Origin of the sequence: Stutzerimonas chloritidismutans, assembly GCF_051486945.1 — a bacterium.
Classification (GTDB): domain Bacteria; phylum Pseudomonadota; class Gammaproteobacteria; order Pseudomonadales; family Pseudomonadaceae; genus Stutzerimonas; species Stutzerimonas chloritidismutans_B.
The window spans coordinates 419,116-443,023 of record NZ_JAHVDX010000004.1 but is presented as its reverse complement, the minus strand read 5'-3'; the positions used below and the strand labels follow the sequence as shown (position 1 = coordinate 443,023).

The following is a 23,908-nucleotide window of genomic DNA, read 5'->3' as shown; positions in this document are numbered from 1 at the left end:
CGGGTTTTCTGTTCCGATGGGCGTTCGCCGATCACCCACAACCGGGACACGCGATGAAAATCTTCTTTCTCTTGGTTTGGGGCCTGCTCAGCCTGTCGCTCGCCGGGGCTGCGCTGTACGGCCTGTGGGCCGAGCCGTCCTTGGGCGGCGCCTTGGCCTTGTTGGCTATCGCTTACTACACCTTCTGCTTCCTCCAACTGATCCGCGCGGCCTACCGGCCCTGGGGGCTGCTCGGTCCGAGGCGGCGAAGCGGTTATTGGCTGTGCCTGTTGCTATTGCCGATGGCCCTGCTGCCGCTCAGTGCTGCGTATGACGTTTGGGAGCAGGGCGCCTATCGCCTGGAAGCCGCCGATCGGGATGGCCGCTTGAGCCTGATGATCATTCGGCAACTGCTGCTGTGGCTGCAGGAGTTGGTCGGCTACCTGGGGCCGATGCTGGTGCTGGTGCTGGTCATTACGGGGCTAGGAATGGCGCTGTTACTGCTGCATCTCCTGCGCGGCCAGACCGTGCGCTGATCGGTCGCGGGTGTTGTCATGCTGATCTGTAACGCGGCATCAGGTACGTTTCGCCCCGGCCATTCTATGCACGTCGGGATCTGACTGATGAAAGGGTGCACGCGCAGCCTATGGTTATTGCTGAGCCTGGCGATCAGCCTGGGGACTCATGCGGGCACTGTCCGGCTTGTGACGGGCGACGACTATGCGCCACTCACCGGCCAGTCGCTGGTCGGTGCCGGCATGCTGTCCTCGGTGGTACAGGCAGCGTTCACGCGCGGCGGCCAGGACACTTCGCTGGCATGGCAACCATGGAAACGCGGCTATCTCATGACCCTGCGTGGCGAGTACGACGCCACCTTTCCCTACATTCGCGCGGCGCAGCGCGAGCGCGATTTTCTCTTTTCCTCGCCGCTGTACGTGTCCGAGCAACACCTGTTCAGTCGCGCTAAGGACGCCATCGAGTACGCAGACCTGGCCCGCGTAACCGGGCGGCGGCTGTGCCATCCGCTGGGTTGGCAGTTACCTGAGGCTATCCAGAAGCTGGTTGACCGGGGTGTGCTGGTGCGTCATTCGCCGCCGGGCCTGAACGAGTGCGCACAGTTGCTATTGCTCGGCCGTGACGATGTCTTCCTGGCTGATCTGGAGCTGGGCCGTTTCGCCCTGCAGGCCACCGAGGGGCCCCGATCGCGTTTTCACGTCTCGAACTCGGTGGTCGGCCGCGAGACGATGCACCTTATCGTGCCGCGTAGCCGTACGGGCGGTGAGGCGCTGATCGAGCGCTTCGACCGGGGCCTGCAAACCCTACGCGCCAGTGGCGAATACCATCGCTTGTTGGATCAGGCGCGCTTGCCCGTCAAGCCGTTGTAGGGCCGCTCGTCGAACCTCGACCGTCTCAGGCAATCGAAGCAGTGCTGCTCGCCTTTGGTACCGCCCAGCCAGGCGGCCGGTTCCGCAAACCGCTGCTAGGCTAGTCAATATTGTCGCCGTCTCGACCGGCTCATACGAACAACAACGCCTGGCCCGCTTCGGCGCCGGGTCTGGAGCCTTGCATGATCCCCCGTTCGCACGCCGAGCTGCCAACCGAGCTCGCCGCCTTCGTCGCCGCGCATTTCGCCGACCGGCAGAGCCAGCCCGATCGACTCATCGCCGAATCCTGGCACCGCAGCGTCAGCCAGCACGGGCTAGACCCGGCCCGGCACGCGCCGCATGCACAACTCGAGGCGCACGAGATCCGCCTGCACCAGGAGGCGCACCATGACTACCTCGGCGTCGCCAGCCAGGGCGTCGAGGGCCTGTCGCGACGGCTCAACCCGGCAGGCTTCGCTGTCCTGCTGAGCGATCGTCGCGGCATTACGCTGGACGCGCGCCTGCCAAGCCGCCACAGCCCGTACGCCGATTCCGGCCTGGTCATCGGCAGTTGCTGGGACGAATCGCTGGTCGGCACCAATGGCATTGGCACCGGTCTGGCGGCCGGGCAGCCGTTGATCATCCACCGCGACGAGCACTTCCTGAACAGCCACTTCCGCCTGAGCTGCTCGGTGGCGCCGTTGTTCGATGCCCAGGGTGCGCTGATGGGCTGTCTCAACGCCTCCTGCCTGAACAGTGGCGGGCCAAAGCAGGCGCAATACCTGACGCTGCAATTGGTCAGCCTGTACGCTCGCCTGATCGAGAATGCGAGCTTTCGGCAACGCTACGCCGATTGCGTCGTGCTGACACTTGGTGGCCAGGAAAACGACCTGGGCAACGAGCAATTGCTCGCGCTCGATGCCGGCGGCCGCGTACTCGGCGCCAACCGTGCTGCCTTTGCCGCGGCGACCGGCGAACGGCCGCTGCTCGGGCAGGCGGTCGAGGCGCTGCTGCCGGTCTCGCTGGATCGTCTGATCAGCCTGACCCAGGGCGGCGCACGCAGCACCACCCTTCACCTGCGCCCAGACGAGCCGGTGCTGGAGGTGGCCTTGCGGTTGCCGCCAATGCCCGCCCAACGTGCCGCCCCGGTGCCGGCGCGGCAGACGACAATCGCCGTGCCGACGCTCGAACAATTGGCCGGCGGAGACAGCCACTTGCAACGGACCGTGCAGCGCCTGCGGCGGGTCCTCAACCGGGACATCCCATTGCTGCTGCGCGGCGAAACGGGCACGGGAAAAGAGGCGTTCGCCCGCGCTATCCACCAGGCCAGCCAGCGTGCGGCCGGCCCTTTCGTAGCGCTCAATTGCGCGGCGATTCCGGAGTCGCTGATCGAAAGCGAACTGTTCGGCTATCGCGCCGGCACCTTTACCGGCGCCAGCCGGCAGGGGATGAAGGGCAAGCTGGAGCAGGCCAATGGCGGGACGCTGTTTCTCGACGAGATTGGCGATATGCCGGCGCACCTGCAGACGCGGCTGCTGCGGGTGCTGGCCGAGCGGGAACTGGTGCCGCTGGGCGCCGCCACGCCGGTGTCGCTGAATGTGCAACTGGTCTGCGCGACGCACCGCGACTTGCCCGCGATGGTGGCTGCGGGCGAGTTTCGTGAGGACCTGTATTACCGGCTCAACGGCCTGACGTTACAACTGCCGCCACTTCGTGAGCGCGAGGACCGTGCCGGGCTGATTCAGCGGGTGCTGGAGCAGGAGTCGGCCGATGAGTGGATCGCGCTGGCACCCGAAACGATGTCGCGGCTGATCGCCTACGCGTGGCCGGGCAACGTGCGCCAGCTGATCAACGTGCTGCGCTGTGCGGTCGCGCTGGCAGACGACGGGGTGATCGGTCTCGATTGCCTGCCACCGGAAGTCCTGTCGGTGTCGGTGTCGGTGGAGTCGTCGTCCGTGACGCAATCGCTGGAGACGACCCGAGACGCGGCCGAAGCGGCCCATCTGCAAGCGACACTCGAGCAGCATGGCGGCAACGTCACGTCGGCGGCGCGTTCCCTTGGCATCAACCGCGCCACGCTGTATCGCAAGGTGCGTCGGTACGGTTTGTCGTAAGGGAAAGGCTGGCCGGTGTGGGGACGTCAGGCGAATAAATTCACCTCTACAGATGCCGGGCGTAGGGGCGAATTTATGCGCCCCAAAGGCACCCAGCACCTAATGCCAGCGCAACTAGAACTCAGCCCCGGCACACAGACCCGCATGACCCGATCTCGCCTGCGCGGGACCGGGCATGCTCGGCTGATCAGCTCTGCACGTACACCGCATGGGTATGGGTGTACTCGTACAGGCCGTGCTTGCCATCCGCGCCGCCGATGCCGGATTTGCGCACCCCGGCGTGGTAGCCCTGCATCGCCTCGAAGTTCTCGCGGTTGATGTAGGTCTCGCCGAAGTCCAGGCCAGCGGCCGCTTTCATCGCGGTGGACAGATCGCGCGTGTAGATCGAAGAGGTCAGGCCGTACTCGCAGTCGTTGGCCAGGGCGATGGCCTCGTCCAGGTCGTCGATGATCTGTACCGGCAACACCGGGCCGAAAACTTCCTTGCGCATGATTTCCATGTCGTGCGAACAGTTGGCGAGCAGCGTCGGCTGGTAGTGGAAGCCTTTGCCCAGGTCCGCCACGGCGCCACCGGTGACCAGCTGCGCACCCTGGCTCTGGGCGGTGCGCACCATCTGCTCGACCTTGCGCAGCCCGGCCTCGTTGATCAGTGGGCCCATCTCCACGTCCGCCTGGGCGATGGGGTCGCCGTAGCGCGTTTCGGCCAGGGCACCGGCGATGCGTTCGATGAACTGGTCGGCCACGCCGCGCTGCACGTAAACGCGCTCGGCGCAGTTGCAGACCTGCCCGGTGTTGATAATGCGCGAGGCGCGGATGGCGGTGACGGCGAGGTCCAGGTCCGCGTCGTTCATTACGATGGCCGGGGCTTTGCCGCCCAGCTCCAGGTTGAGCTTGGTGACGTTCTGCGCCGCGGCGGCCATGATCCGCTGGCCGGTGCCGACGCTGCCGGTAAAGCTGATCATGTCGATCTTGTCGCTGGTGGTCAGCGCGCTGCCGACCCCAGCGCCGCTGCCGCAGACCACGTTGAACACGCCTTTGGGCAGGTCGGTCTCGGCCACCAGCTTGGCGAATTCGAAGCAGTTGTTCGGCGTCTCTTCGCTGGGCTTGATGACGATGGTGTTGCCGGTCACCAGCGCCGGCGCCATCTTCCGGGCGATCAGGAAGAAGGGGAAGTTCCACGGCAGGATCCCGGCCACCACGCCCAGCGGCTTGCGGAACAGGAAGATGTTTTCGCCGGGCCGGTCGCTGGTGATGATCTCACCCTCGATGCGGCGCGCCCATTCGGCCATGTAGTCGAGGTAGTCGGCGGTGAAGTTGACTTCGACCAGCGCCAGGCTCTGGATCTTGCCGCCTTCCTCGGTGATGACGCGGGCCAGGCGGTCGGCGTTCTGGCGGATCTTGCTGGCAATGGCGCGCAGGTAACCGGCGCGCTCGATGGCAGGCTTCTGGCTCCAGGCTTTCTGCGCGGCGCGGGCGGCGGCGATGGCGCGTTCGGCGGTGGCGGCATCGGACTCCGGCACGCGGGAGAGCACCGCGCCGGTCGCCGGGTTGCGCACCTCGATGAGGTTGTCGCTGGCGACAAAGGCGCCGTCGATGTAGTTCTGGTAGGTCGTCAAGTCAGTCATGTCAATTCTCCTAGTGGTCAGTTGCTGGCCGTTTTCTGGGTCGGCTGTGGCAGGTCGTCCGGGCCGTGCTCAAGGCGATCGTGGGCGCGCTTGATCAGGTATTGATGGATCTGGCCCATCTGCTCCATGTCGAAAGCCTCTGCGAACGACGGCATGCCATCCGGGATGCGTGCGCCGTGGAGGATGCCGAGAAACTGCTCATGCTTTTCCGGGGTGAGCATGCGCAAATCCGGCAGCACGCCGCCGCTGACCGCATGGATGCCGTGGCACTGCGAGCAGTAGCCGTCATAGAGCTTGCCGCCGGCCTCGACGGTGGCGGCATCGGCAGTCAGTGGTGGCGGCTTGGGTGCATCTTCTCGCGGCGCCGGTTCCTGCAGTTCGGCCGTGCCGCCAAGCTTGTAGGTGAGCACTTGGGCATAGGGCTGAACACCGGCACGCAGCGACAGGGCGCCGGCAAAGGTGGAGAAGGCACCGCCCCAGCCCGCCATGAAGGTCACGTACTGCTCGCCGTCCACGCTGTAGGTGATGGGCGCGGCCATCACCCCGCTGGCAGCCGGCTGCTCCCAGAGCTTCTTGCCGGTGTCGGCGGCATAGGCGATGACCCGGCCATCGGCGCTGCCTTCGAAGACCAGATTGCCAGCGGTGCTCAGGGTGCCGCCGTTGAAGATGGTGACGTAGGGCACTTCCCAGGCCTGCTCTTGCTTGACCGGGTCCCAGGCGATCAGCTTGCCGGACCAGGTGTCGGCGTACTTGCCGAGGCCTTCCGGGTCCTCGGGCATCATCCCGGTCTTCAGGCCCAGCTGGTACATGCTCTTGAACTTGTTACGCGCCGGCTTATCCGGCACGTGCTCGTACCAGGCGGACATGATGTGCGCGGGGATGTAGACAAGCCCGGTGTTCGGGTTATAGGACATGGGGTGCCAGTCATGCGCGCCCCAGAAGCCCGGCTGGACCAGCTTGGCCTTCTTTTCACCTTTCCAGTAGGCCGCCGCTTCGTCGTCGACGATGGGCCGGCCGGTCTTCAGATCGACGCCCTTGGCCCAGTTGATCGGCACGATGTTTTCAGCCGAGAGCAGCTCACCGGTGGCGCGGTCGATGACGTAGAAGAAGCCGTTCTTCGGCGCCTGCATCAGCACCTTGCGCTGTTTACCCTTGATCTCCAGGTCAGCCAGGATCATGTGCTGCGTGGCGGTGTAATCCCAGGCATCGCCCGGCGTGGTCTGGTAGTGCCAGACGTATTCGCCGGTGTCGGCGTTGACCGCGACGATGGAGGACAGGAACAGATTGTCGCCCTTGCCCTCGCTGCGCCAGATTGGGTCCCACAGCGAGCCGTTGCCGACGCCGATGTAGAGCAGATTCAGCTCCGGGTCGTAGGCGAAGGAGTCCCAGGCTGTGCCGCCGCCGCCCTGTTCGACGAAGGCGCGGCCGTGCCAGGTCTTCTTGGCTATCTCCATGCCCTTGCCTTCGGCGGGCTTGTCCGGGTCGCCCGGTACGGTGAAGAAGCGCCAGGCCTGCTTACCGGTTTCGGCGTCATAGGCGGTGACGTAGCCGCGCACGCCGAACTCGGCGCCGCCGTTGCCGATCACCACCTTGCCGTTGACTACTCGCGGCGCGCCGGTGATGGAGTAGCTGCGTTCCTTGTCGTAGCGGGTGTCGACCGACCAGACGCGCTCACCGGTCTTGGCGTCGATGGCTTCCAGGCGGCCATCGAGCACGCCGACATAGACCTTGCCCTTCCACACGGCGACGCCGCGGTTGATCGCATCGCAGCAGGCCTCACCGGCGCGGGAACGGTCGGACTTGGGGTCGTACTTCCAGATTTCCTTGCCGGTGCGCGCATCGAGCGCATAGACGATGGAGAAGGGCCCGGTGGTGTACATCACGCCGTCGACCACGATGGGCGTGGCTTCGACGCCGCGGTCGATGTCGAGCTTGTAGCTCCAGGCTAGCCCGAGTTCGTCGACGTTGGCATCGGTGATCTTCTTCAGCGGGCTGAAGCGCTGCTCGCCGTAGTCGCGGCCGTGGCTCATCCAGTTGCCGGGTTCGGCGTCGGCATTGGCGATGCGCTTGCCGTCGACGTCGGCGGCGTGCAGCGGCAGGGACAGCAGGGCAGCAAGGCTGGCGCCCAGCAGCGTGGGCGCCGGAAACCGGCCAAGGTAGGGATCGAATGACTTCATCGCAGGCTCTCTCTTGTTATTGATCGACCGCCTCAGGGGCAGGTCTTCCAGGGAGAGCAACCGCTGTGCCAGGCCGGCCGAAGGGCATGCAGCCCACGGCTGGCGGGGCTTGCGGGCGGGACGGGGCGTGTCAGTGCAACCGAGTGTCGCGCTGCAGGTGTTGCATGGCTGCGACAGGGTCGCAGCCATGCAACGGAGAGGGTCAGCTTCCGAGCAAGGTCAGCACCAGCGGCAGGCTGGCGGCGGCGAGCAGCGTTTGCAGGGTGATGATGCCGGCCATCAGGTGGCTGTCGCCGCCAAGCTGGCGGGTTAACACATAGGCGGTCGGCGCGGTGGGCAGGGCGAAGAACAGCACCAGAATGGTCGTCTCCATCGTCGGCAGGCCGAGCATGATGGCAACGCCATAAGCCAGCAGCGGCACGGCGAGCAGGCGTACCGCGCAATTCCAGCCCAGCGCGGGAATCTCCCCGCCCAGCTCGCGAGGTTTAAGTGCCGCCCCTACGCACAGCAGGCCCAGTGGCAGGCTGGCAGCGGCGAGCAAGGCGAGCAACCGGTCGGTGCCGCCCGGTAGTCCCAGGCCTGAGAAATTGACCAGCGCGCCAGCCAGACACGCGAGGATCAGCGGGTTCTTGATGATTGGAAGGAGCAGGCCGCGCACGCTAACACCGCGCTCGGCCGTCAATGCCCATACGGACATCACGTTCACAGTCGGCACCATGAGAGCAAGCATCAGCGCAGCCATGGCCAGGCCGTCTTTGCCGAACAGGCTGCCCACGGCGGCCAGGCCCAGGTAAGTATTGAAGCGCAGCACGCCCTGGGTGATTGCGCCGAAGCGGGCGGCCGGCCAGCCACGCAGACGCTTGACGGCCAGAAGGGCGATCCAGGCCACGCCGAGGCTCAACATGACCCCACTCGCGAGTTGCGGCAGGGCGGGGTTGTCCAGTGGCGCAGTGGCCAGGCTGCTGAACAGCAGGGCCGGGAATAGGATGAAATAGTTGATGCGCTCCGCGCCGGGCCAGAATTCGGCGCTTGGAAAAGCACGCAAGCGCAAGAAATAGCCGGCGACGATCAGGGCGAAAAGGGGCCAGAGGGCCAGCAGCAGGGTGGTCACTCGTATACATCCATCGGTGCAGGTTCAGCGATAGTGGAACGTCAAGCGCCGCGCCGCAAGCCAGGTGTGGCCGCCGGAACCGGTTGGTGCGTTCATCGGGAAACCAAGCGGGGTGATGTCTAAGTGATATCATTCGCCGGGCCTGTACAAGAGCGATACCGATGTTGACCCTCGAACACCAGTCCGCGGAAGATTTTCGCGACACGTCCTACGGCCGGCAGCTGCTCGGTGGGTTTCGCTGCCTACTGTTCGCGCCCGAGCTGGAGCGCGAGTTCCGCCGCTATGTTGATCGGCAGGCGCGCCTCGCACAGTGCCTAGGTGCCTGTCTGTTGTTGGCGGTGGTCGGCGGCTACCTCTACGTCGAACACAGGCTTTTTACCTATCACGACCCGGCATGGCTGCGCGAACTGACGCTGTTGCGCCTGTTGCAGACGTTGCCCGGTTTCGCTGTCCTGATCATCACGCTGCTGCGAACGCGCATACGGGTAGTGGCGAATCGGCTGTTTCCGCTGTTGCTGGTGCTGGTCGGCGCCATCGCTGCACGTATCGACATCCAGTATGAGGTGCTGCAGCCAGAGTTCGCCTTTCGCTATGGCGCTGGGCTGCTGATCGTTTGTTCATTCTTCTTTCTTGGCATCACGTTCTGGCGCGCGCTGGCCAGCGCGGCGGCGATCATCCTCATCGATATCGTCATCGCCGCGGTGATCCTGCCGTCCGAAGAAATGCGCGTGCACTGGATTTCGGTCAGCTATTACACGCTGCTGCTGATCATCGGCGCGATCAGCCGCTATGTGCATGAGTACTCGCAGCGCGAGCAGTTTCTGGTGCGCAAGCTGCTGGGCTGGGTTGCGGAGCACGACGCCATGAGCGGGCTTGCCAATCGGCGCAGCTTCGACACAGCGCTCAAGCAGACGCTGCTACAGGCGCGACGTGACCGCCAGCCGTTGGCATTGCTGTTGCTCGATCTGGACAACTTCAAGGCCTACAACGACAAGCTGGGCCACCCGGCAGGCGATGCGCTGATCCGCCAGTTCAGCGAGATCCTGGCGGGCTTCTCGCGCCGACCCATGGACCTGGCCGCGCGCGTCGGAGGCGAGGAATTCGCGCTGCTGTTGCTCAACTGCGATGCGCAGGCAGCTCAGGTGATTGCCGGGCAGATACTGGAGGCGTTGGCTGAGCGGGCCATCGCGCACCCGGCGTCGGCGCAGGGCGCGCGTGTCACTGCCAGCATTGGCGTTGCGATGTGGCAGCCCGGGCAGAGCGCCGAGCAGCTCTATCAGGCGGCTGATGCCGCGCTCTACCGCGCCAAACAGGCAGGAAAAAACCGCTACGTTGCAGCCTGACAGGCCCGAAGAAGCGGCTCAGCGGCGCGGCATGACCGGGCGGGTCCGGCCGCTGCCGTCAATCGCGACAAAGACGAACACCGCTTCGGTGACCTTACGCCACTCGCTCGACAGCGGGTCGTCGCTCCACACCTCTACCAGCATGCGAATCGAGCTCCGCCCTACGTCCAGCGTCTGGGTATAGAAGGACAGCTGCGCGCCCACCGGCACCGGCACCATGAAGGCCATCCGGTCGATGGAGACCGTTGCTACCCGGCCGGCCGCGACCCGGCTGGCCATCGCCGTGCCGGCCAGGTCCATCTGCGACACCAGCCACCCGCCATAAATGTCACCGAAGCCGTTGGTCTCGCGCGGCAGTGCAGTCAGCTGGAGAGCGAGGTCGCCCTGCGGGATCGGATCTTCCTGTTCGTATTCTTTCATCGGTCGGACTCGCGGCGCGTTTGTTTTTCTGGCGCGAAAAGCCCGCATCGACGCGGGCAGGGGGCCGAGTATAGCCGCTGACGGCGGGTCCAGCGACCGCCGCCGGCGCGGGTGGCTCGTAACCAGATTGTCATATTCCATTCATAGAGTGGTCACACGGCCTGCAGACAATGGCCTCCGTTCCAACACACTCGAGCACACCCCTGCTAGGAGCAAGGTATGAAACTGAATCGTTTGATGGCGGCCCTGACGTTTGTCGCTGCCGGTGTAGGCGCTGCAAGTTCGGTCGCTGCGGTTGATCCGTCGCTGCCGACGTATGAGAAAACCTCCGGCGTCTCCGGCAACCTGTCCAGCGTCGGTTCCGACTCCCTGGCCAACCTGATGACTCTGTGGGCCGAAGACTTCAAGCGTTTCTACCCGAACGTCAATATCCAGATCCAGGCTGCCGGTTCGTCTACTGCTCCGCCCGCTCTGACTGAAGGCACCGCCAATCTTGGACCGATGAGCCGTCCGATGAAGGACAACGAGATCCAGGCCTTCGAAGAGAAGTATGGCTACAAGCCGACCGCCGTTCCGGTCGCCATCGACGCCCTGGCGGTGTTCGTGCACAAGGACAACCCGATCAAGAGCCTGGACATCGAGCAGGTCGATGCCATCTTCTCCAGCACGCGTCTGTGCGGTGGCGAGCAAGACATCAAGACCTGGGGCGACCTGGGCCTGACCGGTGAGTGGGCTGCCAAGCCGATCCAGTTGTTCGGCCGTAACTCCGTGTCCGGCACTTACGGTTACTTCAAGGAAGAAGCGCTGTGTAAGGGCGACTTCAAGTCCAACGTCAACGAGCAGCCGGGCTCCGCTTCGGTGGTGCAGTCGATTTCCAGCACGCTGAACGCGATTGGTTACTCGGGTATCGGCTACAAGACCTCCAGTGTCCGTGCCGTTCCGCTGTCCAAGGGTGGCGAAGCCTTCGAAGCCAACGAAGAGAACGCGCTGGCTGGCAAGTTCCCGCTGGCTCGCTTCTTCTACGTCTACGTCAACAAGGCGCCGAACAAGCCGCTGAGCCCGATCGACGCCGAGTTCCTGAAGCTCGTACTGTCCAAGCAGGGCCAGGAAGTCGTAGTCAAGGACGGCTACATCCCGCTGCCGAAGAAAGTCGTCGACAAGACGCTGAGCGACCTGGGCCTCAACTAAGGTCTGCTGCACAGCCTGCGACCCCGGTCGCAGGTTGAGCAAACGCCCGCCACGCCAAGCGCGTTGGCGGGCGTTGTCGTGTCATTGCCTTGTAATTTTTCTGTCACACGACTGCATTAAATTAGGCGCCCGACCGGCCCCAAGCCCGGATATAGGCTTGCGCCAACGCGGCGCGGCGGACAAAACGGCCCGAGCGGCCAGGACCTTCGCATGAACGATATCGAGACCATGAGCGCGAATTCCGATCTGCAACGGCTGGACTTCAATACCCCGGCCCTGCAACGCAAGCGCCGCATACGCGCGCTTAAAGACAACATGGCGCGCTGGTACGTCTCCATCGGCGGCCTCGCCGTGCTTGGCGCCATCTGCCTTATTTTCTTTTACCTCGCCCAGGTCGTGACGCCGATGTTTCAGGGGGCTGAGCTGGAAGCTCGCGATCCTCAGCAACCGGCTTGGCTGGCTGAAGCGGGCGAACCGCTGCTACTCGCCATGGAAGAGCAGAATCAAGTCGCGATGCGCTTGGGCGCTGACGGGCTGGTGCGCTTCTTTAGCCTGAGTACGGGCGAATCACTGCGTAGCGTCGAACTGCCGCTACCGGCTGGAAGCCGGATCGTCTCCCTCGGTCAGGACACCCCAGGCAATCGCCGTATCGTCCTTGGACTGGACAACGGCCAAGTCTTGGTCGTTGAGCACAACTATAAAGTCAGCTACCCGAACGGCAAAAAGACCATCACGCCTCAGCTCGACTATCCGTTCGGTAAGGAGCCGCTGCAGCTGGATCCCGAAGGGCGCGCGATAGCCCACGCAGCGGTTAGCTTGAATGGAAAGACGCTGATGGTCGCAGGCGCTGCAAACGGCGCGCTGCAGGCGTTGCGCATTTCCGCCACCGAAAACATGCTGACGGGCGAGACCACCCTCGAAGAAGAGCGGCTGCAATTGCCGCAGCTCGCCGAGCCGATCAAGGCGCTGCGAATCGACCCGAGGCACATGTGGCTGTTCGCCGTGAGCGGTCGCGCCAGCGTTGATGTCTTCGACCTGCGCCGTAAGCAACTGAACGGTCGTTACAAGTTGCTGAGCGGAAAAGGTGAGATCACGACCGTTGCTTCGCTGCTGGGCGGCATCTCGCTAATGGTGGGTGACTCAACGGGCGGTATCGGCCAGTGGTTCATGGTGCGTAGCAGTGACGGCCAGGCCGAACTGCAGAACGTGCGCAATTTCCAGCTAGCGGATAACGCCATCACCCAGATCCTTCCGGAAGAACGTCGCAAGGGCTTCCTTGCACTCGACAGCGCTGGCCAGCTGGGCATTTTTCACAGCACCGCGCACCGTACACTGCTGACCGAACAGGTTGCCGAGGGTGCGGCGATCGCCGCCATGTCGCCGCGTGCCACACGGCTGCTGGTCGAGTCCGATGGCCAACTGCAGCGCTTCGTAATCGACAACCCGCACCCGGAAATCTCCTGGAGCGCGCTGTGGGGCAAGGTCTGGTACGAAAGCTATCCGGAGCCGGACTATGTCTGGCAGTCCACCTCCGCAACGGGTGACTTCGAGCCCAAGCTGAGCCTGTCACCGCTGGCGTTCGGCACGCTCAAGGCCGCTTTCTACGCCATGCTGCTGGCCGCACCGCTGGCTATCTGCGCCGCCTTCTACACCGCCTACTTCATGGCGCCCTCGCTGCGTCGTAAGGTCAAGCCGGTCATCGAACTGATGGAAGCGCTGCCGACGGTCATCCTCGGCTTCTTCGCCGGCCTGTTCCTCGCGCCGTTCCTGGAAAACCACCTGCCAGGCATCTTCAGCCTGCTCATGCTCACGCCAATCGGCATTCTGCTCGCCGGCTGGGCGTGGAGCCGCCTGCCTGAGCGCATCCGCCTGAGCGTGCCGGATGGCTGGGAAGCGGTGTTGCTGATTCCAGTGATTCTGCTCGTGGGTTGGGGCTCGATCGCCGTCAGCGGCCATCTAGAGAACTGGATCTTCAATGGCGACATGCGCCACTGGCTGTCCCATGAAATGGGCATTCCTTTCGATCAGCGCAACGCGTTGGTGATTGGACTCGCGATGGGTTTCGCGGTGATCCCGACCATCTATTCGATCGCCGAGGACGCCGTGTTCAGCGTGCCGAAGAGCCTGACCCTGGGTTCGCTGGCCCTCGGCGCGACGCCGTGGCAGACACTGACGCGCGTCGTCCTGTTGACTGCGAGCCCGGGCATTTTCTCGGCCTTGATGATCGGCATGGGCCGCGCCGTGGGCGAAACCATGATCGTGCTGATGGCCACCGGTAACACGCCGATCATGGAAATGAACATCTTCGAAGGCATGCGCACCCTGGCGGCGAACGTCGCGGTGGAAATGCCCGAGTCGGAAGTCGGCAGTACCCACTACCGCGTGCTCTTCCTCGCCGCGATGGTGCTGTTGATGTTCACCTTCGTGATGAACACGCTGGCCGAGCTGATTCGCCAGCGCCTGCGTCGCAAGTACGCCAGCCTGTAACCGAAGCCCCGCCTGCGGGCGCAAGACGCTGCCGGTGACGGCTGCGAACAGATTTCGACAAAGGTATCGATCCGTGAAAAAGGATTCGCTGAAAACCTGGATCAAGAGTGGCACTCCCTGGGTCTGGATGAACGCCGGCGCTGTGTCCATCGCGGTCATCATGACCCTTGGCCTGCTCGCCGTTATCGCTGTACGTGGCCTCGAGCATTTCTGGCCGGCGGATGTGATTGTCGCCGACTATCAGGTGCCCGGCGCCGAGCAGAAGATCATGGCTGGCGAAGTGGTGCAGGCTGAGCAGGTGCCGCGCGCGCGCCTGGCTGCCAGCGGGCTGCCGGTTAATGTGGAAGGCGGGGAATTCATGACCCGCGAACTGCTCAAGGTCGGCAACCGTGAGGTCTACGGCGCGGACTTCTCTTGGGTCATCGGCGAGTGGCTGAGCAACCCGCGCAAGCCTGCCGACCTGGTTGCCCTGGAGCGCCGCGAATGGGGCAACTTCTACGGTGAACTGCTTGCCGTAAAAGAAGAAGGCAACCTGGTCGCCGAGGGCGAGGCTGCATGGAGCGAGCTGCAAGCGCGCATCGAACGTGTAGACGATCTTCATGAACGCATTGCCGAGCTAGAAGCGGTAGACATCGGCCGCATCAACCACGGCCTCGAGCGCCTGCGGCTGAAAACACGCAAGCTCGAGCTCGATGGTCAGCTCGACGAAGCGGCCCAGGCCGAACTCGACGCCGAGCGCGCCCAATGGGATGCCGAATACAAGGCGTTGGAAGGCCAGCTGGTCAGCCTGTACAAGGAATTCAACCGCGACAGCATCACCATGCGCACCATGGACGGCCGCGAGCAGGAGATCAGCCTCGGCAAGGTGGTCCGCGCCTACCGCCCGAACGCCATGTCGCTGACGGACAAGATGGGCTTCTACTTCGCCAAGATCTGGGAGTTCGTCAGTGACGAGCCGCGTGAGGCCAATACCGAGGGCGGCATCTTCCCGGCGATTTTCGGCACCGTGCTGATGACCCTCATCATGGCGGTCATCGTCACGCCGTTCGGCGTGATCGCGGCGGTCTACCTGCGCGAATACGCGAAGCAGGGCGTCCTGACCCGCATCATCCGCATCGCCGTGAACAACCTCGCCGGCGTGCCCTCGATCGTCTACGGCGTGTTCGGCCTGGGCTTCTTCGTCTATGTGCTTGGTGGCTCGCTCGACCGCATCTTCTACCCCGAGGCGGCGCCGGCGCCGGTATTCGGCACGCCTGGCCTGATGTGGGCGTCGCTTACCCTGGCGATTCTTACGCTACCGGTGGTGATCGTGGCCACCGAGGAAGGTTTGGCCCGTATTCCGCGCATCCTCCGTGAAGGTTCGCTGGCGTTGGGCGCAACCAAGTCCGAGACGCTGTGGAAGGTGGTGCTGCCGATGGCCAGCCCGGCGATGATGACCGGCCTGATCCTCGCTGTTGCACGCGCCGCCGGTGAAGTCGCACCGCTGATGCTGGTGGGTGTGGTCAAGCTCGCGCCGAGCCTGCCGCTTAACGGCAACTACCCTTACCTGCATCTGGATCAGAAGATCATGCACCTGGGCTTCCATATCTACGACGTCGGCTTCCAGAGCCCCAACGTCGAGGCGGCACGCCCATTGGTCTACGCGACGGCGCTGCTGCTGGTCCTGGTCATCGCCATCCTCAACCTGACCGCGGTCGTGATTCGTAACCATCTGCGCGAAAAATACAAAGCGCTTGATCACTAACAGCCGATAAAAGCGCTGGAGGCCGGCGCTGGGCGAACAAGCGGCACTGACCGCGTCCAGCTCAAGCCTCTGGCCTCCAGCGACTACGGAGACATCTCATGTCACAAGCAAAGACGCATTCCATCGACATTTCGGCGCTGGGTCGTGACAAGCGCGCCCTGGACCTGGCCAGCGAGCAGGTCGCCATCGAGGTGCCGGACCTGAGCCTCTACTACGGCGAAAAGCAGGCGCTCTACAACGTCAGCCTGAACATTCCGCGTCAGCGCGTAACCGCTTTCATCGGCCCGTCCGGTTGCGGTAAGTCGACGCTGCTGCGCTGCTTCAACCGCATGAACGACCTGGTCGACGGCTGCCGCATCGAAGGCGCCATTAACCTCGACGGCAACAATATCTACCGCAAGGGCGAAGACGTTGCCGACCTGCGTCGTCGCGTCGGTATGGTATTCCAGAAGCCCAACCCGTTCCCCAAGAGCATCTACGAGAACGTGGTGTATGGCCTGCGCATCCAGGGGATCAAGCAGAAGCGCGTGCTCGACGAGACCGTCGAATGGGCCCTCAAGGGCGCCGCCCTGTGGGATGAGGTCAAGGATCGCCTGCATGAGTCCGCGCTCGGCCTCTCCGGCGGTCAGCAACAGCGCCTGGTGATCGCCCGCACCATCGCCGTGCAGCCGGAAGTGCTGCTGCTCGACGAGCCGAGCTCGGCACTCGACCCGATCTCCTCGCTGAAAGTCGAAGAGCTCATCTACGAACTGAAGGCCAAGTACACCATCGTCATTGTGACCCACAACATGCAACAGGCCGCGCGGGTTTCGGACTACACGGCGTTCATGTACATGGGCAAGCTGATCGAGTACGGCGATACCGATACGCTGTTCACCAATCCCGAAAAGAAGCAGACCGAAGACTACATCACCGGCCGCTACGGTTGATGCCATGGGAAATCTCCTCTGGCTTTGTCGGGCGCGCTTGCCGTACTACTCGTACTGTCAGCGCGCGCCCTCCGCGCCAGTGAAGATTTCCCAAGGGCCTCAACGTTAAGTCGACAATTTTCTAGGTGCGCTGCGCACCAGAGCCGCCTAGCGGCAGCCTCCTCGGAGCGAAACAATGATCAGCAAAGACAGCCACACGCAACATATCTCCCAGCAGTTCAACGCCGAGCTGGAAGAGGTGCGCAGCCATCTTCTGGCCATGGGTGGCCTGGTGGAGAAGCAGGTCAACGACGCGGTCACCGCGCTGATCGAGGCCGATTCCGGGCTGGCGCAGCAGGTACGTGACGTCGACGATCAGATCAACCACATGGAGCGCGACATCGACGAGGAGTGCATTCGCATTCTGGCCCGTCGTCAGCCTGCTGCCTCCGACCTGCGCTTGATCATCAGCATCTCCAAGTCGGTGATCGACCTGGAACGCATCGGTGACGAAGCGACCAAGATCGCCCGCCGCGCCATCGAGCTGTGCGAAGACGGCGAGTCGCCACGCGGTTACGTCGAGGTCCGTCATATCGGCGACCAGGTGCGCCGCATGGTGCAGGAAGCGCTCGATGCCTTTGCCCGTTTCGACGCCGAACTGGCCCTGTCTGTCGCGCAGTACGACAAGACCGTCGACCGAGAATACAAGACCGCGCTGCGCGAGCTGGTCACCTACATGATGGAAGACCCGCGCTCGATCTCCCGCGTGCTCAGCGTTATCTGGGTACTGCGTTCGTTGGAGCGGATCGGCGACCATGCGCGCAACATCGCCGAAATGGTGATCTACCTGGTGCGCGGCACCGACGTGCGCCACCTGGGCCTGACCCGTATGGCAGAAGAGGTCGCCAAGCGCGACTGACCCTTCAACGTCGCGCCAGCGCCTCGCTCAGGTAATCGATCATCGCCCGCTGCTTCGGCGGCAGGTGCCTGTTCGGTCGCCAGAGCAGCCAGGCGGCGCCCTGATAGGAGCCGGTGAAGCGCCAGCCAGGCAGCACTTCGCAAAGCCGCCCTTGTTCCAGGGCGGCGGCCGCGGTGAACTGCGGCAGCACGGCGATGCCCAGCCCGGCTAGCGCTACCTCCAGACGGGCTTCGCTGTGGTTGCTCTGGAAGCGACCCCGCACCAGTACCGTCTCCTGCCGCTCGCCATCACTGAAGTGCCAGCGGTTATCGCCGGCGCGCTCGCCCAGATAGAGGCAGTCGTGACCAAGCAATGCCTGCGGATGTTGCGGAGTGCCGCGCTCCTGCAGATAAGCCGGGGTTGCGCACAGTAGCTGACGGACCGGGCCGAGCGGCTTTCCGGCCAGTTCTTCGGGCGGGTGGTCGGTGACCTGTACCAGCACGTCGAAGCCATCCTCGATCAGGCTTGGGCTCTGATCGCTGATGTGTAATTGCACGTCGACCTCGGGGTAACGCCCAAGAAAGCCTGGCATCAATGGGCTGATCACGAACTTACCGTACGCCTTCGGCACGCTCAGGCGGACCAGCCCACGCGGACAGCTCATCAGCCGCTCCCCGATGGCTAGCGCCTGGTCGGCGGCGTCCAGCATCGCTCGGCAATGCGTGTAGAACTCTCGCCCAGCCTCGTTCAGACGCAGCTGCCGCGTGGTGCGTTCGAGCAGGCGCAGCGCGAGTTGTTGCTCGAGCCGTGCTACCTGCCTGCTGACCGCCGAGGCCGTCATATCGAGCTGGCGCGCCGCCGCGGAAAAGCTTCCGGCCTCAACCACGCGGACAAAAACGGCCATGCCAGGCAGCAGAGCCGCGCCATCATTTATTCCCATAGCGCACAAGTCCTGTTCTGAGGTCACGGATTATCGATCCGCTCGGAAAGGTTAACAATCGCCCCTCCACGAAGGGGGCGAGCGAGATGCAGGAACTGGCGCGACGTAATCTATGGCTGGCCGACGCCATGCTGTTGGCGGTAGCGGTTATCTGGGGCAGCAGTTATGCGGTGGCCAAGCAGGCGCTGCTGTTCTATCCCGTCCTGGGCTTCCTGGCGATCCGCTTCGGCCTGACCTTTGTGCTGCTGTTGCCGCAATTGCGCGGAGCGGGGCGCCGGGCGTTGCGCCCGGGTGTGCCGTTGGGCCTGATCATGCTGGGGATCTTCCTCTGTGAGACCTGGGGCGTGATGCTAACCAGCGCCAGCAACGCGGCGTTTCTCATCAGTCTGTGCGTAATTTTCACGCCCTTCGTCGAGTGGGCACTGTTGCGCCAGCGCCCGGACGGCCGACTGTTCATAGCGTGTGGGCTGTCGCTTGTGGGCGTTTGGCTGCTGACCGGCGGGACCGAGCTGTCGCTGAGTCTTGGTGATTGGCTGATGCTGGCCGCTGCGGTGTTGCGCGCGCTGTTGGTGTGCCTGACCCGGCGGTTCACTGCTGGGCTGGAGGTTCCGCCGATGGCACTGACAGCGGTGCAGAGCGGGGTGGTCGCGGCGGGCTGCGTGGCGATCGGCTTTTCCTTGCCAGGGGGTCTGCCGGCCTTGCCACAGAGCCCGGCGTTCTGGGCTGGCGCGCTCTATCTGGTAGGGTTCGCCACGCTTTTTGCGCTGTATGCGCAAAACCTCGCATTGGGGCGCACCAGCGCCACGCGCGTTTCGTTGCTAATGGGCTCGGAGCCGCTGTTCGGTGCGTTGATCGCCGGGCTCTGGCTGGGGGAACGCATCGGCGTGCAGGGTTGGTTGGGTGGCCTGCTGATCGTCACGGCGACCTTTATCGCGCTACGGGCCACCACGACGCAAGCAAGGGGTGTCGCTGCGCCAGCGCAGAGTGCGGCTTAGCCAGGCGGCCCTAACGCTGCGCCAGGCTCGCTTGCAGGGATGCCAGTTGCTGCTGGCGCTCGGGGTGCTCCAGCCGCGCCCCAGGATTGAGCGACGACCACTCCGGATGAGCACGGCAGCGTTGCAGTGCGTCTGGAAGTCGGCCTTCGCGCCAAGCCTTATCATCCGGCGCATCCAGGCGAATCGTGTCCACTGCCGCATGCCCGCGGGCGGCCAGTGCCTGCAGTAGGTAGCGCTGGCGTAAGGCGAGCAGACGCAGCACGGCGTCGTCGACAGTCAGCTCACGCTGGCCCTTGAGCTTGCCGAGCAGGCGATTACCGTAATGCCTGGCGGTTTGCGCGCCGCCGCCGGCGAGCGCACCGAGCAGTGCTGCGGCGCCGAGCGTGATGCCACCAACCATCAGGTCAACGCCCGCGCCGGCCGCAGCACCAGCAGCCATGCCGCTACCGATCTTCACGCCGAGCTGCTTCAGCGTCTCTGGATTGAACAGGTCGTCGCCCCAGCGCCCATCGAGCAGCGGCAGGTCCGCCGCGGCCGCGTCCTGCGGGCGGAACGCGTGCAGCCGCAGCAGCGCTTCGACGCAGCGCTGCTCGCGTGCACGGATTGCGTCGTGCAATTCACGGATGGCGCCGCGTTCGAGCTCAGGTTGTGCCGCCACGCTGCGCCGGAAGGCGGCAACGTCGATCAGCAATTCAGCGATCAGCCGATTGCCCTCGCTCAGCCGGGTAAGGGCCTGGGCTTCGTGATCGTCGATCAACCGCTGCAACTTGGGGCGCGATTGCTCCAGTAGCAGCGCCAGACTTTCGTAGAGCCGGCGCTCGCCGTCGATCGGCGGCGCCACGCTGTCGAAGCGCACCAGCGCATGCAGGCCCAGCCGCGCGAGCGCCTCGCGCCACAGGTCTTCACGGTGGCCGGGCTGAGCGACAAAATTGAGCACCGGCAGCAAGGGCTTGCCGCACCCCGCGAGCACCGCCAGCTCATCTTTGTACTTGGCCAGCACGGGTTCGCGGGCGTCGATGACATACAGCCCGGCGTCGCTGGCCAGCAGCTGGCGCAACACCTTGGCTTCCTGCTCGAAACGCTGCCGAGCCTCGCTGCCTTCGAGAAAACGGGCGGTGCGTGCCGGACCGTCGAGGCGCTCGCCGGGGCGTTCGATGCGCTCGAGGTGGTCGAGCAGGGCGATGGCATCCTCCAGGCCGGGTGTGTCGTAGAGCTCCAGCAGCGGCTCGCCCTCGACCGACAATCGCGCACCTTCGACGTGGCGGGTGGTGCTAGGCCGATGCGAGACTTCGCCGAAGTCGACATCGCGGGTGAGGGTGCGCAGCAGCGACGTCTTGCCGACGTTGGTATGGCCGACCAGGGCGAGTTTCAGGGGGGCGCTCATCGGTTATTGCTCCACTGCGTTCGCCTTTGTAGGAGCCCGCTTGCTGGCGATGCGTCCTGCGATGTCGGCGATCTGATCGCCAGCAAGCTGGCTCCTACTGCAGCAATGCCGGTTTCATCAGTCATGGCCGGTCTCCAGCCAGGTCAGCGGTGCGCTGGTGGAGTGGGGCAGGCCGAGGCTGTCCAGCGCCTGCTTCCAGTCTTGCAATCGGTAGCTGTCCAGCGCTTCGCCAGCGGGCGGCTGCAGCAGCCAGACGCGGCTCTCGGCGGCGCAACGGCTCAGTTCGCCGATCAACGCCAGCGTGCCCCGATCCGGCGAACGGCGAGGATCACAGGCGATGGCCAGGCGCTCCGGCGGGAAGCGAGTGAGTTGTTCCAGCAGCCGACGACGTTGTTCGCGGTCGTCCAGCACACCGGCATCGGCCACCGCCGTTGGCAGTTTTGGCGGCCAGGGGTGGCTCTGGTCCAGTTCTATAGCAACCAGTACCGCGCCCTCGCTGCCGTCCAGTTGCGCTCCGCCACTCGGTGCGTGCAGCTGTTGCGGCGCTGCATCGCTTATCCCGAGGCGCTCGCTCGAGGGTTGCAATCGCTCGCGCAACAGCCGATAGGCCGGAAGCTCCAGGTCGAGCCGCAGCTGCGCACGGCCGCGCCGCCAGCGCCACAGGCAGAACAGGGCCAGCAGCAGGCGCGGTAGCAAGCCGTAGACCAGTACCACACCGACCAGCCAGCCGGCCCAGCTTTGGCGTGCGCTTTCCACGCCGTTGGCCAAGTCGCCACTGGCGCGGATTTGTTCGATGTCCGGCACACCGAAGCCCAGCAGCGAAGGCAGCACGGCGAGGGTCTGGGTTAGGTTGATGAATGTGCTTTCACCAAGAATGGTTGTTTCCCAGACGAAGCCATAGCGACGCGTGGCGAGCAGCGCCAACAGGGTCACCAGTGCGCTGCTCATGGCCACCAGCCATAAACCATGTACACCAAGCCCCAGCAGCCAACGTCCGAGGCGGCGTTGTTCTAGCACCGCCAGTAACGCCGGGGCCAATTGCACGGCACGAGCATCGCGGGCGAGCTTTTCGCTGAGCCAGAGCCACAGCCGACCCAGCGCACCGCCGGCATCGCCTGCAAAGAAAAATCCCAGCAGCCAGCCCAGCAGTGTCAGCAGATTCAACCCAAGTAGGCTGCCTAGCGCCCAGAACACATTCACGGGTCTGAGCCCGTCCCCCAGCGCTGCAAACGCCAGCCCGGCGCCAGTGAACAGCGCCAACAGCGCCATCGCGATACCGGCCAGCCGCACGCCCTGGCGCCAGTGCTGCAGGGCATCGATCAGACCGTCACGGCGTGCCAGCCACAGCGCTCGGACTTCGATCAGTTCGGGCAACTCCCCGCCTTTTGCGCGGGCCTGGCGATTGGCTTCCGCGTCGTCCAGCGGCCCGGCGTGCTCTTCGCGCAGGCGAATGGCTTCGGTCAGCCAGAGGCGGTCGAGGGGATTGGGCGGCGACAGGGGAGGTTGGGGCACGCGGTTTCTCGAGATGGGGCTTGGGTTTGAGAATAACGTTGCACGCCCGAAGAGTGAAACCGGTCAAGTCGTCCAGCTAAAGCGTCCAGTACCATCCGCCGCCGATCGAATGATCGACCTGCGGCTTCGCCGCATCACCTGCCACGGATAGGCCGGTTCGCCACGCGCTGCTGGCCCGCCTTCATGCTTTAAAAGGACTTTTGCCATGAAAGACATTTTTTTCTTCGACGCCATGCTGACGCCTAAGATCATTACCCTCCTGTATTGGGCGGGGCTGCTGGCCGTTATCGTATGCGGTGTGGCCGCCATGTTTGGTGTATTTGGCGGCGGCCTGTGGTCCGGCCTTGCCATCCTCGTCGGCGGCCTGATTGGGACGCGGCTCTGGTGTGAGCTGCTGATCGTCATGTTCAAGATCAACGAAAATCTGAAGAAAATCGCCATCCGTCAGTGATAGGCCGGGGCGGCTTCCCTGCCGCCTTTTCGCTTTCTCTCCTTTCTCGGGCCGGTCACTCAGCCTGAGCGCGCACTTTCACCGCGATATCGGGCTGGTCGATGAACAGGCCGTCTATGCCCGCATCAAGGTAGGCGCGGATGTCCGCCTCGATGTCGCCGCGCTCGGATGGGACCTCGCCCTTACGCAGGTTGGCGGGCAGGAATACGTTTTCGGCGCGGAACGTGTAGGGGTGCACCTTCAGGCCGGCTGCATGCGCGTTCGGCACGAAGTCGGTGGGCTCGCCGAGGTTGCCATTGGCGTCGCGCGGGATGATGTAGCTCTTCTCCGGCCCGACGCCAGCTGCATATCGGGAAATGGCCTTGAGGCCCTCGGCGGTTGCCATTTGCGCGTAGGTCAGATCGCTGCCGCGCACTGTCTGATCGTACGGCTGGCCGCCGCCGAAGAGCTGCACCAGCCGTAGCTGGGTGAGGCGGCTCAGGGTCTTGAGGTTCTCAACTTCGAACGACTGAATGTAGACGGGTGCGCGGCGGCCGGCATAGCCGTTGCGGTGGAGCGTGCGCACCAACGGCTGCTCCATCGCCAGGCCGAGTTGCTGGAAGTGCGTCGAGTGCTTGGTCTCGATGTACAGGCCGATGCGGCGGCGCTCGCTGAGCTGCATGGTTTTCACCAGATCGATGATCTCCTGCAGCGTCGGGATCTCCAGGCTGCCGTCCATGCGGGCATTGCCCGGGCGGATAGCCGGGATGCGCTCGATGGCTCGCAATGTCTTCAGTTCGGCGAGCGTGAAGTCTTCGCTGAACCAGCCGGTCAGGCTGACGCCGTCGACCACCTGGGTGCGCTTGCGGTCGGCGAATTCGGGATGGCTGGCGACGTCCGTGGTCAGGCCCAGTTCGTTGTCGTGGCGGGCGACCAGTTGTCCGTCGCGGGTCATTACCAGGTCCGGCTCGATGTAGTCGGCGCCTTGGAGGATGGCCAGGGCGTAAGAGGCCAGGGTGTGCTCGGGCACGTAGCCACTGGCGCCGCGGTGGGCGATAACCAGCGGGTTGGGCTCGTCGCGGCCGGTCAGCTTGTCTGACTTCGCCAGCTCGGGCGAAGCGGCGAACGCGGCGGCTGGCAGCAGGAAACTGCAGGCGACGAACAGGTTACGAAGGGTAGGGCGGCGGTGGCGGACCATTGCAGACGTCTCCGTCGGAAGGGGGAGCGGTCAGCCTGAAGCGTAACAGTGACAAGCACCTGACGCTCCGGTGGCTGGGGGATGACCGTTTC

Annotated in this window: 19 protein-coding genes; 11 read left to right on the top strand and 8 right to left on the bottom strand. The window is 64.4% G+C overall.

The window, feature by feature from the left end:
• Window positions 1-53 precede the first annotated feature (53 nt).
• The 3 genes from KXR72_RS17435 (at window position 54) to KXR72_RS17425 (ending at window position 3,457) form a co-directional block, all read left to right on the top strand.
• Window positions 54-515 carry a hypothetical protein gene (locus KXR72_RS17435; protein ID WP_437422515.1) on the top strand — a complete coding sequence of 154 codons (462 nt, stop codon included), beginning with the start codon at window positions 54-56 and terminating at the stop codon, window positions 513-515.
• An 87-nt stretch (window positions 516-602) separates the two neighbouring features.
• Window positions 603-1,364, top strand: a complete 762-nt coding sequence (locus tag KXR72_RS17430) for a substrate-binding periplasmic protein (RefSeq protein WP_437422355.1) — start codon at window positions 603-605, stop codon at window positions 1,362-1,364.
• 182 nt (window positions 1,365-1,546) lie between these two features.
• Window positions 1,547-3,457 (top strand): sigma-54-dependent Fis family transcriptional regulator, encoded by a 1,911-nt coding sequence (locus tag KXR72_RS17425; protein ID WP_437422354.1) that lies wholly within the window; start codon window positions 1,547-1,549, stop codon window positions 3,455-3,457.
• 187 nt (window positions 3,458-3,644) lie between these two features.
• On the opposite strand, the gene aldA is transcribed toward KXR72_RS17425, so the two are convergent.
• The 3 genes from aldA to KXR72_RS17410 all read right to left on the bottom strand — a co-directional run bounded on the left by aldA (window position 3,645) and on the right by KXR72_RS17410 (window position 8,369).
• Window positions 3,645-5,081: an aldehyde dehydrogenase gene (gene aldA / locus KXR72_RS17420; RefSeq protein WP_437422353.1), complete on the bottom strand. Its 1,437-nt coding sequence runs from the start codon at window positions 5,079-5,081 to the stop codon at window positions 3,645-3,647.
• A gap of 17 nt (window positions 5,082-5,098) precedes the next feature.
• Entirely contained in the window at window positions 5,099-7,258 is a 2,160-nt protein-coding gene (locus tag KXR72_RS17415) for a PQQ-dependent dehydrogenase, methanol/ethanol family (RefSeq protein ID WP_437422352.1), read from the bottom strand.
• A 202-nt stretch (window positions 7,259-7,460) separates the two neighbouring features.
• A complete protein-coding gene (locus KXR72_RS17410; RefSeq protein ID WP_437422351.1) occupies window positions 7,461-8,369 on the bottom strand; it encodes an AEC family transporter in 909 nt (302 codons plus the stop codon).
• A 161-nt stretch (window positions 8,370-8,530) separates the two neighbouring features.
• Between KXR72_RS17410 and KXR72_RS17405 the strand changes: the two genes are divergently transcribed.
• On the top strand, window positions 8,531-9,712 hold the full coding sequence (locus KXR72_RS17405) for a diguanylate cyclase domain-containing protein (RefSeq protein ID WP_437422350.1): 1,182 nt from the start codon (window positions 8,531-8,533) through the stop codon (window positions 9,710-9,712).
• An 18-nt stretch (window positions 9,713-9,730) separates the two neighbouring features.
• Here the strand turns inward: KXR72_RS17405 and KXR72_RS17400 are convergent, their stop codons facing one another.
• Window positions 9,731-10,132 (bottom strand): acyl-CoA thioesterase, encoded by a 402-nt coding sequence (locus KXR72_RS17400; protein WP_437422349.1) that lies wholly within the window; start codon window positions 10,130-10,132, stop codon window positions 9,731-9,733.
• A gap of 219 nt (window positions 10,133-10,351) precedes the next feature.
• On the opposite strand from KXR72_RS17400, the gene KXR72_RS17395 reads away from it, so the two are divergent.
• The 5 genes from KXR72_RS17395 (at window position 10,352) to phoU (ending at window position 17,378) form a co-directional block, all read left to right on the top strand.
• On the top strand, window positions 10,352-11,320 hold the full coding sequence (locus tag KXR72_RS17395) for a phosphate ABC transporter substrate-binding protein PstS family protein (RefSeq protein WP_437422348.1): 969 nt from the start codon (window positions 10,352-10,354) through the stop codon (window positions 11,318-11,320).
• Window positions 11,321-11,530: 210 nt separating this feature from the next.
• Window positions 11,531-13,807 carry an ABC transporter permease subunit gene (locus tag KXR72_RS17390; RefSeq protein WP_437422347.1) on the top strand — a complete coding sequence of 759 codons (2,277 nt, stop codon included), beginning with the start codon at window positions 11,531-11,533 and terminating at the stop codon, window positions 13,805-13,807.
• 73 nt (window positions 13,808-13,880) lie between these two features.
• Window positions 13,881-15,551 (top strand): phosphate ABC transporter permease PstA, encoded by a 1,671-nt coding sequence (gene pstA, locus KXR72_RS17385; RefSeq protein ID WP_437422346.1) that lies wholly within the window; start codon window positions 13,881-13,883, stop codon window positions 15,549-15,551.
• A gap of 98 nt (window positions 15,552-15,649) precedes the next feature.
• The gene (gene pstB / locus KXR72_RS17380) at window positions 15,650-16,480 is read left to right on the top strand and encodes a phosphate ABC transporter ATP-binding protein PstB (protein ID WP_437422345.1); all 831 of its coding nucleotides are present in this window, start codon (window positions 15,650-15,652) and stop codon (window positions 16,478-16,480) included.
• 175 nt (window positions 16,481-16,655) lie between these two features.
• Complete coding sequence (gene phoU / locus KXR72_RS17375; RefSeq protein ID WP_437422344.1) at window positions 16,656-17,378, top strand: phosphate signaling complex protein PhoU; 723 nt, start codon at window positions 16,656-16,658, stop codon at window positions 17,376-17,378.
• Between the two features lie 4 nt (window positions 17,379-17,382).
• Here the strand turns inward: phoU and KXR72_RS17370 are convergent, their stop codons facing one another.
• Window positions 17,383-18,297: a LysR family transcriptional regulator gene (locus tag KXR72_RS17370; protein WP_437422343.1), complete on the bottom strand. Its 915-nt coding sequence runs from the start codon at window positions 18,295-18,297 to the stop codon at window positions 17,383-17,385.
• 86 nt (window positions 18,298-18,383) lie between these two features.
• On the opposite strand from KXR72_RS17370, the gene KXR72_RS17365 reads away from it, so the two are divergent.
• Window positions 18,384-19,292 (top strand): DMT family transporter, encoded by a 909-nt coding sequence (locus tag KXR72_RS17365; protein WP_437422342.1) that lies wholly within the window; start codon window positions 18,384-18,386, stop codon window positions 19,290-19,292.
• A gap of 10 nt (window positions 19,293-19,302) precedes the next feature.
• Here KXR72_RS17365 and KXR72_RS17360 read toward each other — a convergent pair whose 3' ends face one another.
• Window positions 19,303-20,676 (bottom strand): GTPase/DUF3482 domain-containing protein, encoded by a 1,374-nt coding sequence (locus KXR72_RS17360; protein ID WP_437422341.1) that lies wholly within the window; start codon window positions 20,674-20,676, stop codon window positions 19,303-19,305.
• 117 nt (window positions 20,677-20,793) lie between these two features.
• Window positions 20,794-22,188: a DUF2868 domain-containing protein gene (locus tag KXR72_RS17355; protein ID WP_437422340.1), complete on the bottom strand. Its 1,395-nt coding sequence runs from the start codon at window positions 22,186-22,188 to the stop codon at window positions 20,794-20,796.
• A 205-nt stretch (window positions 22,189-22,393) separates the two neighbouring features.
• Here KXR72_RS17355 and KXR72_RS17350 point away from each other — a divergent pair, with 205 nt between their 5' ends.
• Window positions 22,394-22,639: a DUF4282 domain-containing protein gene (locus KXR72_RS17350; protein WP_437422339.1), complete on the top strand. Its 246-nt coding sequence runs from the start codon at window positions 22,394-22,396 to the stop codon at window positions 22,637-22,639.
• 55 nt (window positions 22,640-22,694) lie between these two features.
• Here the strand turns inward: KXR72_RS17350 and KXR72_RS17345 are convergent, their stop codons facing one another.
• A complete protein-coding gene (locus KXR72_RS17345) occupies window positions 22,695-23,816 on the bottom strand; it encodes a glycerophosphodiester phosphodiesterase (protein ID WP_437422338.1) in 1,122 nt (373 codons plus the stop codon).
• Window positions 23,817-23,908: the final 92 nt, after the last annotated feature.

Excerpts from the sequence above, each read along its gene's own strand:
- KXR72_RS17430 (WP_437422355.1), top strand. The coding sequence starts at position 603 with ATGAAAGGGTGCACGCGCAGCCTATGGTTATTGCTGAGCCTGGCGATC.
- KXR72_RS17350 (WP_437422339.1), top strand. The coding sequence starts at position 22,394 with ATGAAAGACATTTTTTTCTTCGACGCCATGCTGACGCCTAAGATCATT.
- KXR72_RS17390 (WP_437422347.1), top strand. The coding sequence starts at position 11,531 with ATGAACGATATCGAGACCATGAGCGCGAATTCCGATCTGCAACGGCTG.
- KXR72_RS17435 (WP_437422515.1), top strand. The coding sequence starts at position 54 with ATGAAAATCTTCTTTCTCTTGGTTTGGGGCCTGCTCAGCCTGTCGCTC.
- phoU (WP_437422344.1), top strand. The coding sequence starts at position 16,656 with ATGATCAGCAAAGACAGCCACACGCAACATATCTCCCAGCAGTTCAAC.
- KXR72_RS17405 (WP_437422350.1), top strand. The coding sequence starts at position 8,531 with ATGTTGACCCTCGAACACCAGTCCGCGGAAGATTTTCGCGACACGTCC.
- KXR72_RS17365 (WP_437422342.1), top strand. The coding sequence starts at position 18,384 with ATGCAGGAACTGGCGCGACGTAATCTATGGCTGGCCGACGCCATGCTG.
- KXR72_RS17425 (WP_437422354.1), top strand. The coding sequence starts at position 1,547 with ATGATCCCCCGTTCGCACGCCGAGCTGCCAACCGAGCTCGCCGCCTTC.
- KXR72_RS17370 (WP_437422343.1), bottom strand. The coding sequence starts at position 18,297 with ATGGGAATAAATGATGGCGCGGCTCTGCTGCCTGGCATGGCCGTTTTT.
- KXR72_RS17415 (WP_437422352.1), bottom strand. The coding sequence starts at position 7,258 with ATGAAGTCATTCGATCCCTACCTTGGCCGGTTTCCGGCGCCCACGCTG.
- KXR72_RS17345 (WP_437422338.1), bottom strand. The coding sequence starts at position 23,816 with ATGGTCCGCCACCGCCGCCCTACCCTTCGTAACCTGTTCGTCGCCTGC.
- KXR72_RS17360 (WP_437422341.1), bottom strand. The coding sequence starts at position 20,676 with ATGAGCGCCCCCCTGAAACTCGCCCTGGTCGGCCATACCAACGTCGGC.
- KXR72_RS17400 (WP_437422349.1), bottom strand. The coding sequence starts at position 10,132 with ATGAAAGAATACGAACAGGAAGATCCGATCCCGCAGGGCGACCTCGCT.
- aldA (WP_437422353.1), bottom strand. The coding sequence starts at position 5,081 with ATGACTGACTTGACGACCTACCAGAACTACATCGACGGCGCCTTTGTC.
- pstB (WP_437422345.1), top strand. The coding sequence starts at position 15,650 with ATGTCACAAGCAAAGACGCATTCCATCGACATTTCGGCGCTGGGTCGT.
- KXR72_RS17395 (WP_437422348.1), top strand. The coding sequence starts at position 10,352 with ATGAAACTGAATCGTTTGATGGCGGCCCTGACGTTTGTCGCTGCCGGT.